The organism is Hallella multisaccharivorax DSM 17128 (assembly GCF_000218235.1).
GTDB classification, from domain to species: domain Bacteria; phylum Bacteroidota; class Bacteroidia; order Bacteroidales; family Bacteroidaceae; genus Prevotella; species Prevotella multisaccharivorax.
The window spans coordinates 3,162,799-3,177,789 of sequence record NZ_GL945017.1; the positions used below are offsets into that span (position 1 = coordinate 3,162,799).

Sequence of the window (14,991 nt, forward strand, 5' to 3'; positions counted from 1 at the left end):
ATAATGGAAATGGCTGTTTCCGCCGTATTTAAATGAGCGGCATGCCAAGACGGGCGCACTCCTCACGCATCTCCTCCGGCCAGATACTGGCCTGGATTTCGCCGATATGCGCCTTATGAAGCATAATCATACAGAGACGGCTCTGCCCTATTCCACCACCGATGCTCAAAGGCAATTTGCCGCTGAGCAGCTGCTGGTGGAAATAAAGCTTCTCTCTTGCCTCCTGATGCTCGATTTCCAACTGCCGGATCAAGCTCTCCTGGTCGACACGTATACCCATCGAACTGAGCTCGAACGAACGGTCAAGGACAGGATACCAAATCAGGATATCACCATTGAGACCTACCTTGCCATTCTCAGCTACCGTCGACCAGTCATCATAATCAGGGGCGCGTCCGTCGTGCTTTTTTCCATCGGAGAGTTTTCCTCCAATGCCTTCTACAAACACGGCTCCATATTTCTTGCAGATGGCATCCTCACGCTCATGGGGTGTCAGGTCGGGATACATGTCAAGCAAGTCCTGTGAGTGGATAAAATGGATTTGGCGGGGCAGGAAAGGCTTGAGTTGTGGGAAGGTCTCACATGCAAGAAACTCCGTGCGGAGGATCGCAGCATAGATGCGGCGCACCACGTCTTCAAGGAAGGCAAGTGTACGCTCCTCACGTGTGATGACCGCTTCCCAGTCCCATTGGTCCACGTAAAGCGAATGCAGGTTGTCAAGCTCTTCGTCGGCCCGAATGGCATTCATATCCGTGTAGATGCCAAAGCCCGGCTCCACACCAAACTTGGCAAGGGTAAGCCGTTTCCATTTAGCTAACGAATGGACCACCTCTGCCTTGGCCTCTCCCATGTCTTTGATGGGGAAGGTAACCGGTCGCTCCACGCCATTAAGGTCATCGTTGATACCCAGCCCCTGCAGCACGAAAAGCGGTGCCGTAGCACGGCTTAGTCGCAGCTCGGTGGAGAGATTCTGCTGGAAAAATTCCTTAATCAGTTTGATTCCCTGCTCCGTCTGGCGTCGGTCAAGGAGCGTTTGATAGCCCGAAGGCTTAATGATTTGACTCATATGTCGAAGAATTTGAAGTTATCTGGCTACAGTTTCCAAATAGTTCGACAAAGTTACAGAATTATTATTAAAACGCAAGCAATATCTGATATTTATTTCCTTATTAACACAAAGTTTGGTGAAAAACAATCAACTTGCTATTATAACTGTACTCAAATGATGCTATTAAAGGACTATGGTGTAATGACACATTGCCATTACGCCGTAAAGGCGTTGCAAAGATAGAGATACTGTTAATCAGTGAGTTTGCAAAGCCATAGCAAGCTTCTCCAAACCCGACTGGATATATACCTTGGGCGAACCGATGTTGAGCCGCATGAAGCCCTCGCCACCAGGGCCGAACATCTCGCCATCGTTGAGAGCAAGGTGAGCTTTATCGATGAAGAGGCTGAGCAGCTGCTTATGGTCAAGATGAAGATCGCGACAGTTGAGCCACACTAAGAAGCTGGCTTCGGGGCGGATGGGCCTGATCTGCGGCATGTGTTCACGGCAAAAGTCCTCCACAAAGCACACGTTGCTCTCCACCGCCTCCAACATCTGCCGGCGCCATTCCTCGCCCTTACGGTAAGCGGTGACGGTGGCGATGTGGGCGAAGATGTGTGCCTCATCAAGCTCATTGGCCTTCAGCCAGCCAAAGAAGCGCTTACGAAGGTCGGGATTGGGGACGATAGCATGCGATGACACAATACCGGCAATGTTGAAAGTCTTGGTGGGTGCCTGCATGGTGATACTGATTTCGGCAGCCCGCCCCGACACGGAGGCGAAGGGAATGTGCTTGTGGCCGAAGAGCGCCATGTCGCAATGAATCTCATCGCTGACAACGATCAGGTGATGGTCGTAACAGAAATCGGCCAGCCGCACGAGGGTCTCACGGTCCCAGCAGATGCCGCCGGGGTTATGAGGATTGCAGAGAATGAGCACACGGCACTTGTCGTCACACACCCGCTTCAGACCTTCAAAGTCCATCTCATAGTAGTCGCCGGCCTCAGTATGCGCCTTGTCAAGAGCCTCCTTCCGGACTTTCAGCGGATTCCACACCACCTCGCGCTGGTTGGCCCGCGGCACAAGGAAGAAAGGATGATAGACAGGCGGCATGACGATTACTTTCTCATCGGGCTTGCAGAAAAGATTACAGATGATGCCGATACCCTTGACGATACCCGGAATGAAACTGATCCATTCGGGCCGGATTTCCCACTGATGATGCGCGCGCACCCAGTCGATGATGGCAGGGCGATAATCAGCGGGCTCAACAGTATAGCCCAGAATGGGATGTTCCAGACGCTTGCGCATGGCCGCGATGATGTCGGGCAGGACCGGAAAATCCATATCGGCAACCCACATGGGCTGCAGATCGTCGCGCCCCCACCGTGGCAAGAGCGCCTCGTGCATGAGATCGCCACTGCCTTTGCGCTCAATGACTGTAGAGAAGTCGTATTTCATGATACAAATATAAATCCTTAAGACAAAGCCTGGCGGATGTCTTCAAAGATGTCGTCAACGTCTTCCAGACCGACACTCAGGCGGATGGTGGTGTCGAGAACGTCCATACCGGCCTTCTCCTCAGGAGTGAAGTTACCGAAGATGGTGGAGTAAGGATGAATGGCAAGGGTGCGGTTGTCGAAGAGATTGGTGGCACGACACACAAGTTTCAGCCGGTCGAGAAAACGGAAACATGCCTTCTCATTGTCCAGGTCGATGCAGACCATGGCACCTGCCGTCTTACCAAACTGGCGCTGGGCCAACTGATAGAATGGATTATCCTCCAGACCAACGTAGTTGACGGCGCGAATGGAGTTCAATCCACGCAGCCGCCTGGCTAATTGGAGCGCGTTGGCCGACTGCACGCGATAGCGGGCATCGAGCGTCTCCAGCCCCATGGTCTGAAGAAAAGCGACCTGCGGCGTCATGTAAGCGCCAAAGTTGAACAGCATCTCGCTCTTGATGGCCTGCGTGAAGCCCTTAGTATAGTCGGTGCCGTAGTCAATGATTAGGCCTCCAAGCGACGTGGCCCCACCGCTGATGTATTTGGTGGAGGAGACCACTTCAATATCTACGCCCAAGCTGCGGACTGAGAACATGGTGAAAGGAATTGTCGTAGTGTCAGCTACAAGCGGTATATGCCGCTCGTGTGCTACACAGGCCAGAGCTGTAAGGTCAGCCACTTCCATCTGCGGATTGGTAATGATCTCCACGAAGATACAGCACGTATTGTCGTCAACTGCAGCCTTGACCTGTTCTATATCGGTGAGGTCGGTGGTATGCAAGCCTACACCGAACTTCCTCAGCGAGCGGTTGAGCAGGTCAAAGGTGTTGCCAAACATATGGGTCGACGACACCACATTTTTGCCCTGCGATGTGAGGGCCAGCATAGTGTTGCTGATGGCCGCCATGCCACTGTTGAGTGCCGAGACACTGTAAGCGTCGGTCAGGGCGCGCACGCGGTCCTCGAAATTGTCCACCGTGGGGTTTTCACAACGCGAATAGTCAGGCGCGTCAATGCGCTCACAAAAGGCGTCGGCCATTGTCCGCGCGTCGCTAAACTCATAAGCCACAGCGTTGTAGACCGGCATGCTCAATGCATCGTAGGCATCGCGGCGGCGGTAAGGCAAATGGATTGCCTGTGTACTTTTCCTCATTATTATAATAGATAGTCTCTCTTTCACATCATTTCCAACGCATCACTCACAGCATCTATCGTCCTTAGTACCATTGAACGGCATTGCTATAGCCCGACCGCTTATCGTATTTCAGGGCATCGGTGAGCGTTGAGGCGTTGGCACGGAAAGTAAAGTTGTAGCTTGCGTAAGGCGCCAGCACAAGAGAGCAGCTCATATTGAAGCAGTGGAGATCTCGTTGCAGCGAAGCTGTTGTCATTGATACCTTGTGGTTGTCGAAGTCGTAACCGGAGGAGAAGCTGATATTCCATCCATCTGAGATGCGCAAGTTTCCACTTACATTCAAGGTCTGCGTGAACTTATAGGGATAGCGCATGGTTTTGTAATTGAACTTCTTCTCATCGCGGTTCTCGCTCATCGTGACGCCATAGCCGAAGGTGAGCGACCATGGCATGGAGAAAGTCATGTAGCCGTCGCCGTCGGTATCAGCCTTGCCGCCCTTATCATCCTTAGAGGCACCGCGCTGACCTTCAATCATCGTATCGTCGACATTGCTGTTGATGTCGGTGTCGATACCTTCATCGTCATCTTTCTTCTTATTCTTATTATCTTTGTCCGTATTGTCTTTTTCGCCGCTGAAAAACTTCTTGATCTTTTCCGGCGTGAGCGTGTAGGAGATGTTCTGCGACATGCCCTGGAAGCGGCCGAACTTGCCCATACCCCAGTAAGTGTGGTTGCCTTCGTAGGGCTTACCGTTTCCGTCGAGCTCATAAGCATAAGAAGCGAAGACGCCCGTCATGTTGAAAGTGTAGTTTTTCCACCATTTCAGACGCAGGTTGACCGTAAGGTCGCTGAGCGGCTTCTCTTTGGCCGCCATATTGTAAGACATCGACCATCCGAGCTGATCGATGAGACTGATCTTCTTGAAGCCCGTGGAATCCTTGTCGGTCTTGATTTTCATCTCGAGATTATTGTCGAAACTCCACGAGATACTCCCCGTGCGCCCTTTGCCCGGCACACTGTAAAGCGCATCCCCATAAGGTGAATACTGAACCAACGACACGTTGCCGTCAGCATCAGTCTTCTGATAGGTCTGGTAATAACCGTAGCGCGATGCACTGAAGTCAGGAGCATAGCTGAAGCTCACCGTGGGCGTGATGACATGGCGAATGGCCTGGATCTTGTCGCCAAAAATCTTGCGACTGGGCGTGAAGAAGCCATAAAGCTTGGTTGAAGCCGAAAGCGAGAGATTCCAGTTGTACACATTATGAAAGCCGTAAGTGGTGTCGGAGACTTCCTTTTGGGTTGCTTCGTCCCATGATCTCGTCACCTTGTTGGTGTACATACGGTCGGTGAAATTGAACGACGGGTTGATGTTGATGTATTTAAATAATGTGAAGTTGGCACTGACCGGAATGTTATGCTGAAAGCCATTGCGCCAATCTTTGATGATGTTGGAGTGCATGAGCCGGTTCTCCTTGGTGTTGATAGAATTGGAGAACTGCCCCGTATAGCTCATGGAAATCTTCTCATACCAACGCTCATCACCCACGACATGCTTGCGGCGGAAGGGATAGAAACGGGAGATACTGATATTGAGGTCGGGAAGGGTCATTGCAATGGTGGAGTCGCGCATGTTCTGACTCAGGTTAACTGTGGAGCTCAGTAACATGCCAATACTGGAGAAGGTGGTGCTCCAGCTCACGGAAGAGGTGCGGGTGGACTGCGTGAGCGACTGCGGGTTGTACATACTCGTCAGGTTGTTGCGCTCATAGCTCGACGTGGCAAAGTTGACACTGGCCGCGAGAGAACTGAAGGGGTTGGCCTTCGGATCCTGGTGGTGGCTCCACTGCACCTTGAAACTGGTCTGCTTGGCATAGTCAGGCATGCCCTTGTCACCCGTACGTGTGTCCTGATAGCTGAAGAGGAAGGAGCCGTTGTACCTATAACGCTTGCGGTAGTTGCTCGTGGCGGTGATGCCCCAAGAGCCTTTCGTATAAATCTCACCAATGAGCTTGAGGTCCATCTTATCGCTCAAGGCGAAATAATAGCCGCCATCACGCAGGTAGAAGCCACGGCTCTGCTCGTCGCCATAACTCGGCATGATGAATCCGGAGCTATAGCTCTTGGTGAACGGAAAGAATCCATAGGGAATGGCAAAAGGCAACGGCACATCGGCCACAACAAGATAAGCGGGACCGAACACCACATCCTTTCCAGGACGGACCTTAGCGCGAGACAGAGAGATATAAAAGTCAGGATGCTCCTTGTCGCATGTGGTGTAGCGGCCATGAGCGAGATAGACGTCGCCTGTACTCGTGCGCTTGGAGATCTTGCTGCGCAGAAATCCGTCCTCCTGCTTGGTAAAGGCATTTTCTACAATACCCTTCTTGGTCTTGAAATTAAAGGTGATGGTATCGGTATCATAGTTGTCGGCACCCATGACAAACACCGGACGACCTTTCAACCCGCCCTTCTGCGTGCTGTCTGCTGTTCCTGTGGCACGAACAAGCGACGAATCGAGATTCATTCTAATCTTGTCGCTCTTCAAGTCCATGTTCTCATACTTCACCTCGGAGTTACCATAGAGCTTTGCATTCTTGGTCTGCGCATCGTAAACCAGGGAGTCGTCGGCTGAATAAACAACAGGAGCATCTATGCCTTTCTTCTTGGCACGGTTGATGGAATCGGCACGAATGGAATCGTCGATGGCCTTGTTGTGATGGAAGACGGCAAGCTGAAGGGAGTCCATAGAGAGAGTATCCACACCGGCATCATCGGCTGTACGCTGCTGCTTCGCCTTTGCACTATCGGTTGTCACAGGCTTTCCCTTCTTTACAGGAAGAAGCGGACGACTGCCTGCCCAAACGAACAAAACAGCACATGAAAGCAATATGATGAGAGACTTAGTCCTTATTGATGTCCACATATATGTGCAAAATATGGGTACAAAATTACAATATTCTCTCGTGAATAGCCGTGCTTTTCGCAAAATTAACGCACTTGTGGACTGAATAACGCCCTAAGGCTGTTTTTTTCTTATTATTTGACAAGATATTAAAAAGGATTTAATAACTTTGTTAAATAAAAGAAGAGCAACCAACTAAAAGCGCGCTCGGTACTCCGGTGCATGACTCTAAGAGCGACAGACCTATGAAAAATCTTTGGAATAAGATAAAAACATATTGGCATACTTTCACTTCCTCGTTGTCTTTCCCCATGAAGACGACCCTTGTGGCTTTGTGTGGCGTTATCGTTGGACTTGTGGCTCTCTTCATGTATTTGCTGCGCATGCACACCTATATTATAGGTGACGATCCTGCCGCATGCATCAATTGCCACATCATGTCACCCTATTACGCCACATGGAGTCACTCCTCCCATGCCCGTGACGCGACCTGTAACGACTGTCATGTACCCAACGGCAACATGCTTGCGCACTACGCTTTCAAAGGGATAGACGGAATGAAGCATGTGGCTTACTTCGTTACCCGCAGCGAGCACCAGGCCATTGAAGCCGAGACTATGTCGGACGAAGTCATTATGGACAACTGCATCCGCTGTCACAAGCAACTCAATCAAGAGTTCGTCAAGACAGGACGCATCGACTATATGGAAGCTAAACGCGGGGAAGGACTGGCTTGCTGGGACTGCCACCGCAACGTGCCGCATGCCGGGAAAAATTCGCTTTCGTCCACTCCCAATGCTGAATATGTGGAGCCTATGCCGCCCTCGCCGGTACCGGCTTGGCTGCAAAAGGCACTGGGACACAAACCACGATGAGAGCTGCGACAAGTTCACTGTAGATAACAGAAAATAGAAATACAAGATATTATGGCTAAGCAACTGAAGAAATGGCAAGGTTGGATCATCTTCGCCGGAGCAATGGTCCTCGTGTTCGTCTTGGGGCTTATCTGCTCCTCACTCCTTGAGCGGCGCGCCGAGGTAGCCAGCGTGTTCAACAACCGCCGTACGCCGATGACCGATTCCATTGTGTCACAAAACGAGAAGTTTGCCGAGGACTTCCCACGTGAGTATGAGACATGGTCGATGACCGAAGACACCAGCTTCGTCAGCAAATACAACGGGTCTAAGGAGGTGGATGTGCTGGAAGAGAACCCCGCCATCGTCATCAACTGGGCAGGCTATGCCTTCTCGCGCGAGTACAACACCCCGCGGGGACACCGTCATTGCATTGAGGACCTGAGGAAGATCCTCCGCACAGGCGCTCCGGGTGTCGATGGACAGACCGACATGCAGCCGGGCACATGCTGGACATGTAAAGGTCCGGACGTGCCGCGCCTAATGCGGGAGAAAGGCACGGATAAGTTTTATGCTGCCAAATGGAGTGACTGGGGAGACGAGGTGATGAACACTGTCGGCTGCTCCGACTGTCACGATGCACGCACCATGGATCTCAAGCCCGCACGCCCCGCCCTCTACGAGGCATGGGCACGCGTAGGAAAGGACGTGAAGAAAGCATCTCACCAGGAGATGCGCTCCCTCGTCTGTGCACAGTGCCACACCGAATATTACTTTGAAAAAGAGAATGGCAACTATCTCCACTTCCCGCAAGAGAAGGGTCTCACCTGCGAAGCAGCCGAGGAATACTACGACTCTATCGGTTTCTACGACTACATTCATCCTCTGTCCAAGGCAAAGATTCTCAAAGCCCAGCATCCCGGTTACGAGATGTTCCTGCAAGGCATTCACGGACAGCGCGGCGTATCGTGTGCCGACTGCCACATGCCTTATATCTCTGAAGGCGGCGTGAAATACACCGATCACCACATCATGTCGCCGCTTGCCCATATCGACCGTACGTGTCAGACCTGCCACCGCCAGCCTGCTGACGTGCTGAGGCAGAACGTCTACGACCGCGAGGAAAAGGTCTACACCTTCGCCAAGAAAGTTGACGTGCAGCTTGCCGACGCCCACATCATGGCACAGTTTGCCTGGAAGCACGGCGCAAAGGATACTGAGATGCAGAAGGCATTAGACGACATCCGCAAGAGCCAATGGCGTTGGGACTACTCAATGGCTTCGCACGGCGCCGCCTTCCATGCTCCGCAAGAGTGCATGCGGTTGTTGGCTGATGCCATGGAGTATGCCAAGGACGCGCAACTGGAGTGTCAGAAAGTCGTGGCAATGCACGGATGGACAAGAGCCATCCCGCTGCCAGACATCTCGACCAGAGAGAAGGCCGCGCAATACATTGGACTAAATATGCAACAACTCAGGAAACAGAAAAAAGACTTCCTTGACACAATTGTACCTAAGTGGATTGATACTGCAAGGAAGAATAAACGGTTCATCACACAACCTATTTGATGTTTCCAATTTGTCAGGATGACATGTGTATATTACTGGCTCCGGCTCATCCGGAGCCAGTTTATTATCGCCCTCCACGATACATCTCTTCCATCATCACACATTTTTCATCACCCTACACCTTGTAAATACTAACATGTGGAAAAAACCATATACCTTCCGTGAAGGTTTCATGATTGACGCAGGACTCTTTCTTGTAGGCTTCATGCTACAATTAAGCATAGGTCCGCTCAATTGGGATATCTTTATGTGGCCCGCAAATATCATCACTCTCTTACTCCTTATAGCTCTGAGCATCGCCGTCTACATGTTGAGGGAAAAGTCGTATTTTCTCCGATTCATAACTACACCGCAAGCGGCAGTCCCCGCTGTTGTTTGCGTTGTGTGCCTTACTCTTATCATGGGCCTGACGCGTCAGGCTTCTCCCACTACCACCGTAAAAGACCCAATAGGAATCAGCAGGATGCTCTGTTTCTGGCCGTTTATCCTGACTTATTTATGGATGACAGCTATCGTGGCACAGGAAGCCACCCGTCAGATCATGCACCCAAAGAGAAAGCAATGGGCAACGACGCTCAGCCATATTGGCCTGTTCATAGTCCTCACCTGCGGCACATTGGGCAGTGCAGATATGCAGCGGTTGAAGATGTACTGTGAACAGGGCAAGCCTGAATGGCGTGCACTCGATGCCTGGAACAACGTGCATCACTTGCCCGTAGCCTTGCAATTGGAGAAATTCACGATTGACGAATATCCCCCAAAACTCATGGTGATAGATGCTAACGGCATTCCTCTTCCCGCCAAACAACCGGAGACGTTGCTCATCGACTCCACGTTCAAGAGCGGTTCGCTGCAAGGATGGACAATCTCTGTGAAGAAACGCATCGACAATGCCTTCCCTTCCGCCCTTGCTAAAATGGGCAATAGCATGCCGGTAGAGATGATGCGACACTTGCGCCTCGACTCACTCGGACTGACACTGAACAAAGACGGTTACCTCTCCACGGGCATGCCGGGATCCCAATGTGCGCTACTTGTGGAAGCAACAAAGGGCAAAACGAAACGTGAGGGTTGGGTCACCTGCGGAAGTTACCAGTTCACGTATCAAGGCTTACAGCTCAACAAGAGTCATAATATCGTCATGGGCCGACGTGAACCCAAGCGATATGCCTCGCTCGTGGATGTCTATACTGAGGACGGAAAGAACCTTCAGACCACTATTGAAGTCAATCATCCGCTTACCATCAACGGCTGGAAAATTTATCAACTAAGTTACAATGAAGAGATGGGCAAATGGAGCACACTGAGTGTCTTCGAACTGGTGAAAGATCCCTGGCTTCCTGCTGTCTATATCGGTATTCTGTTATTAGCCCTTGGTGCCATCGGTATGTTGGGAACGAGAAGGGTGATACCTAACAACAATTGATTATGAACTGGGATTATTTTACTCTTATAGGCATTCTCTCCGCACTTATGTGGTTTGCCGGTGCCATTGCTGCGTGGAAAGAAAAAGGCATCCTTGCCATCGCCCTCACCATGGGCGGTGTCAGTTGTTTAGGCTGCTACATCGGCTATCTGTGGGGTATTCTCGACCGCCCTCCAATGCGGACAATGGGTGAGACAAGACTATGGTACAGTCTTCTTCTGCCTTTTGCGGGAGTCGGTATCTATGCAAAATGGAAGTATAAATGGATGTTATCTTTCACCGCCGTACTGGCTACAGTGTTTGTCATCATCAATATCTTGAGGCCGGAGACACACAGTAAGAACCTCATGCCGGCTTTGCAGAGTCCTTGGTTCACCCCACATATCATCGTCTACATGCTTGCTTATGCTATGATGGGTGCGGCATTTCTCGTCGCACTCTACTTGCTCTTCAGGCAGAGAAACCATATTGAGAAGGCATCAGAAGCCGGGAAAGAGCTACTAATGGTCGATGACATGGTGCGCATCAGCTATGCCTTCCTCACGTTGGGCATGCTCATGGGAGCATTATGGGCTAAAGAGGCATGGGGACACTACTGGAGTTGGGATCCCAAAGAGACGTGGGCAGCCATCACATGGTTCTCTTACCTTGCCTATATCCATTACAGACTGCCGAAAAACAGTAATTCCCGCACTGCCCTCTTGATGGTAATCATCATCTTCTGCCTGCTGCAGATGTGCTGGTGGGGAGTCAATTACCTACCGTCAGCACAAGGCACAAGTATCCATACCTATAGCATGCAGTATAATCCTAAATAGGTGCAATATTACGATAAATTATCTGAATAGCTATTGTCACAAAATGATTTTAACGCAAATTGGCTTTCAGGGAAGATAGAAAGAGAGCGGTCCTAAAGGCCGCCCTCATCAATGTCACCACAATGACAACAGCGTGTCAAAGGGTGCCAAGTCATAACAGTGGATTAAACTGGAATATCCTTATTGACGTTCTTTGAAAGAAAAGCCGCATAGCAGAACATATAAGCCACGGCCAGCAAAGGCACAATATAGGAGAGCATATAGTTCAGCGTAACGTCGGCCACCGCATTTTGAATAAGAGGCAGCACACCACCGCCAACCACCATCATCATAAAGATGCCACTGGCTTTCTCGGTGTATTTGCCAAGTCCCTCAGTAGCAAGGTTGAAGATGCTCGACCACATAATCGATGTGCAAAGACCACAGAAAACAATGAGGATAGCACTCAGTGGAAGTTTTACCACCTGGAAACCAGAACCTGTAAACACAGGCAGTGAGCCGGTAACGGTCTTGGGCAAGAACATAGCCAAGAGAATGAGAATGATGGCAGTTCCATTGGTGACAATCATCATAGTGCGGCTCGACACCTTAGAAGCAATAAAGCTGGAAACGAGACGTCCCACGAGCATCAGCAACCAATAAGTGCCAGCGGCAAAGCCACCGATAGCAGCAGCCTGCACCATAGGATTAAGCCCCATGACTCCTGCACCATTAGCTGTCGTATCAGAAATATAGAAGTTAAGCGTACCAGGAATACCGGTCTCAACACCCACATATACGAAGATGGCGATTACACCAAAAGTGAAATGACGGAAGGCAAAGGGAGTATGCTCGAAAGTAACGTTACTCTCCATGGTCTTCGGGTTTGAGATAGGAACAAAGAGCAAAACGAAGAATGTCACAAGGAATACACCCATAGCCATGTAAAGAACCAAGTTGACATCACTCATGGCAGTGTTCTTAGTCACAGTACCAATGAGTGCACCAACAAGCATCGGGGTCATAGTTCCCATGAGCGAATTGAATGTACCACCAATCAAGTTGAGCTGATTACCACGATTGCCACCTCCGCCGAGCTGATTCATCATTGGGTTGACAACTGTATTGAGCAAGCAAACGGAAAGGCCTGATACGAAAGCACCGATAAGATAAATGATGAAGCCCGTTACACCGGTAGAACTACCCGACAGGAACTGTACAAGCACGCCAAAGAAGCCTAAGGCGATACCCACGAGTGCCGTTTTCTTGTAGCCAATCCTCGTAAGCAGGTTACCTGCGGGAATACCCATGAACAGATAAGCAAAGAAGTTCATGAAGTTGCCCATCATGCCAAGCATATTGCTTCCGCCGATAGCGGGTTGGCTTTTCCATATCACACCGATAGGTGCTGCAAGGTTGGTCACAAAAGAAATCATTCCATAGAGGAAGATGCAAGCCACGATGGCGATGGCACGACCATTGTTATTTGTTTTTGCCATTATTGTTAAGTCTTTAGAGTTTAGAACAATTTGCTTGGATAGACGTTCTCATCAACGAGTTTTTGTATTTTCTCTACCACTCCCGGACGGTCAGCAGAATAGGTCACACCGAACCACTTCGAAGTGGTATCGAGCACCTTACAGGTAGCCTTACCGCTCCTGATGAGCTTGTCCACAACCCAAGGAATAAGATATTCAGCTTTGGGATTGGCTTTTGTGGCAGGTTGGTCAAGGAATTCCTTGAAGAGCTTATCCGAGTAATCGAAATACTCAGGAGTGAATCCCCACACGTTCATTGAGACCGGCGTATTGTCAGGGATGCTGACCCACTCGCCTTTCTCGTCCTTGAAAGCTACCTTACCGTCGGTCTTGCGCTCTATCTCCGTACGCTCCACGCACGATGTAAGCAGGTCGTCAGCATCTTTCGTGCAAACACCGCGGCTCACGGTACCGTTATCCGACAATGTATTAGCGACGCGGAAACCCACCATGGCATATTTGCCATTGCTGCCTTCAGGAAGCTCAGAAAGAAACTTGCCGATGACCTTAAAGCAGTCACGATTATAGAAATCGTCGCAGTTGATCACGCAAAACGGCTCCTTGATAACATCTTTAGCCATCATCACAGCGTGATTAGTGCCCCAAGGCTTGGTGCGGCCATCAGGCACGCTGTAACCTTCCGGAATTTTGTCAAGACTCTGAAATACGATCTCACAGGGAATATGCCCCTCGTATTTAGAAAGGATCTTCGTACGGAAGTCCTCCTCAAAGTCTTTACGGATGACCCAGACTATCTTCCCAAACCCCGCCTGAATCGCATCATAGATACTGTAATCCATGATGGTCTCGCCATTAGGGCCCAATCCGTCGAGTTGTTTCAAGCCACCATAACGGCTGCCCATACCGGCAGCTAACAATAATAATGTAGGTTTCATGAATGCGTTTATTTAAAAATTGGTTTTATCCATTCTATTAATATGCAAAGGTAATCTTTTTATGCGATACCATCATAATTTATTACCGTTATTTTGTAATAAGGTCTTTTGGGGAAGGGAAGTTATGTGTTTAAGTATCTCACCGCATCCCTTATATCCTCCATACATTTGAAGAATAGCATAGTAGTCACTTGTCAGTCCATATCGGATGACCCGTTGTACAACAGTCGTAGCCATCTTGTTCCAGTCCCGTTCCGGAGAGTTAAGATCATACTCCCACAGTATTGTGGGAGACACTGTCTGTCTTGGCTGTGATTCAAAGTCGTCAAACCGCATGATATCTTTTATTAATATCTTATTGCAAAGTTAATAAAAACCTTAGAGATGGGCAAATATTCAGCAACCTATTTTACTCTGAGTCATAGAGATAGGTTCCTTTATCATCAGTGATCATTGTTGGAGCGAAATGCTCCTCATTCGTTTTGCAAAGAGTCCATGGATAAGCTGTCCTTGCATCCTGCACGGGTTAAGACCGATAAGGATAGCTCAAAAGCATTAACATACGGTACTATAAAATGCTATCTTAGAGATGGCAAAAAGAGAATAGATAAGAACCTTAAAACGTTAATTTAGCAATTGCGATTTTTCAGTGTAGAGTTTTACATCTTTATCTATTTACTTTGCTGATCGGTCTCAAGACCGTGGCCATGACGCTCCGGCATGATAGTATAGCCTTTGACAACAAACGTCTTCTGGACGAGCCACACCTCGCTGTGGTAATGGGCACTGAAGGTGTGGCGTCGACTCGCTCAATGTCGCAGCTGCCTCAGTCATCGCATGCTGGGTGTTAGATAACCGAAATAACTGAAAGAAAGAAAAGACTCCTCAGAGAAGTGCGAAAAAATCCGTTTAGGCATTCTCAACACCCTTTCCCCATTAGATTCACCGATTGAAAAAAAGAGTAAAGATAGAGCCTAAACGGACTTTTTGAAGCCACCTAATGGCGACAACAGTATCACTTAACAGTGCTTGCGACTGTAGAGGTCCATATTATCAGAGGCCTTAAAAACTATTTTTTCGTGCGCCTCAATAGTAATCTCCTCTTTTGTACGCGGATTGATACCCTTGCGCTCAGGTACTTGTTTTACAGAGAAACGTCCGAAATCGGGCAAGGCAAGCTCCTTGTCACCCTTAGTCAGATTGTCGGCTATAGCTCCCAAAACAGCATTGAGGCATTTAGCAGCATCATTCTTTGAGATCTCCGCACGCTCGGACACTTTTGCAATAAGTTCTGTTCTGTTCATTTTCTAATACCTATT

General features: G+C 49.5%; 12 protein-coding genes and 1 pseudogene. 5 read left to right on the top strand and 8 right to left on the bottom strand.

The window, feature by feature from the left end; genetic code table 11:
- Positions 1-28: 28 nt before the first annotated feature.
- The 4 genes from asnA to PREMU_RS13365 form a co-directional block, all read right to left on the bottom strand.
- On the bottom strand, positions 29-1,066 hold the full coding sequence (gene asnA / locus PREMU_RS13350) for an aspartate--ammonia ligase (RefSeq protein ID WP_007576101.1): 1,038 nt from the start codon (positions 1,064-1,066) through the stop codon (positions 29-31).
- 237 nt (positions 1,067-1,303) lie between these two features.
- Positions 1,304-2,509, bottom strand: coding sequence for a MalY/PatB family protein (locus tag PREMU_RS13355; RefSeq protein WP_007576103.1), 1,206 nt, complete (start codon positions 2,507-2,509; stop codon positions 1,304-1,306).
- Positions 2,510-2,526: 17 nt separating this feature from the next.
- On the bottom strand, positions 2,527-3,705 hold the full coding sequence (locus tag PREMU_RS13360; RefSeq protein WP_007576104.1) for a trans-sulfuration enzyme family protein: 1,179 nt from the start codon (positions 3,703-3,705) through the stop codon (positions 2,527-2,529).
- Between the two features lie 64 nt (positions 3,706-3,769).
- Positions 3,770-6,613 carry a putative LPS assembly protein LptD gene (locus PREMU_RS13365; RefSeq protein ID WP_007576106.1) on the bottom strand — a complete coding sequence of 948 codons (2,844 nt, stop codon included), beginning with the start codon at positions 6,611-6,613 and terminating at the stop codon, positions 3,770-3,772.
- Positions 6,614-6,837: 224 nt separating this feature from the next.
- Here PREMU_RS13365 and nrfH point away from each other — a divergent pair, with 224 nt between their 5' ends.
- The 4 genes from nrfH (at position 6,838) to ccsA (ending at position 11,259) form a co-directional block, all read left to right on the top strand.
- Positions 6,838-7,467: a cytochrome c nitrite reductase small subunit gene (nrfH, locus tag PREMU_RS13370; protein ID WP_007576108.1), complete on the top strand. Its 630-nt coding sequence runs from the start codon at positions 6,838-6,840 to the stop codon at positions 7,465-7,467.
- 51 nt (positions 7,468-7,518) lie between these two features.
- A complete protein-coding gene (gene nrfA / locus PREMU_RS13375; RefSeq protein WP_007576110.1) occupies positions 7,519-9,015 on the top strand; it encodes an ammonia-forming cytochrome c nitrite reductase in 1,497 nt (498 codons plus the stop codon).
- Between the two features lie 136 nt (positions 9,016-9,151).
- Positions 9,152-10,441, top strand: a complete 1,290-nt coding sequence (locus PREMU_RS13380; protein WP_007576112.1) for a cytochrome c biogenesis ResB family protein — start codon at positions 9,152-9,154, stop codon at positions 10,439-10,441.
- A gap of 2 nt (positions 10,442-10,443) precedes the next feature.
- On the top strand, positions 10,444-11,259 hold the full coding sequence (ccsA, locus tag PREMU_RS13385; protein WP_007576114.1) for a cytochrome c biogenesis protein CcsA: 816 nt from the start codon (positions 10,444-10,446) through the stop codon (positions 11,257-11,259).
- 164 nt (positions 11,260-11,423) lie between these two features.
- On the opposite strand, the gene PREMU_RS13390 is transcribed toward ccsA, so the two are convergent.
- The 3 genes from PREMU_RS13390 to PREMU_RS16025 form a co-directional block, all read right to left on the bottom strand.
- Positions 11,424-12,737, bottom strand: a complete 1,314-nt coding sequence (locus PREMU_RS13390) for an MFS transporter (protein WP_007576115.1) — start codon at positions 12,735-12,737, stop codon at positions 11,424-11,426.
- A gap of 20 nt (positions 12,738-12,757) precedes the next feature.
- Positions 12,758-13,672 carry a glycosyltransferase family protein gene (locus tag PREMU_RS13395; RefSeq protein WP_007576117.1) on the bottom strand — a complete coding sequence of 305 codons (915 nt, stop codon included), beginning with the start codon at positions 13,670-13,672 and terminating at the stop codon, positions 12,758-12,760.
- 72 nt (positions 13,673-13,744) lie between these two features.
- Positions 13,745-14,008 (bottom strand): DUF6922 domain-containing protein, encoded by a 264-nt coding sequence (locus PREMU_RS16025; RefSeq protein ID WP_007576118.1) that lies wholly within the window; start codon positions 14,006-14,008, stop codon positions 13,745-13,747.
- Positions 14,009-14,358: 350 nt separating this feature from the next.
- Between PREMU_RS16025 and PREMU_RS15810 the strand changes: the two are divergent.
- A pseudogene (locus tag PREMU_RS15810) lies at positions 14,359-14,540 on the top strand (TrmH family RNA methyltransferase); the annotation flags it as partial.
- Positions 14,541-14,691: 151 nt separating this feature from the next.
- Here the strand turns inward: PREMU_RS15810 and PREMU_RS13405 are convergent.
- Positions 14,692-14,976 carry an HU family DNA-binding protein gene (locus PREMU_RS13405; protein ID WP_007576119.1) on the bottom strand — a complete coding sequence of 95 codons (285 nt, stop codon included), beginning with the start codon at positions 14,974-14,976 and terminating at the stop codon, positions 14,692-14,694.
- Positions 14,977-14,991 lie beyond the last annotated feature (15 nt).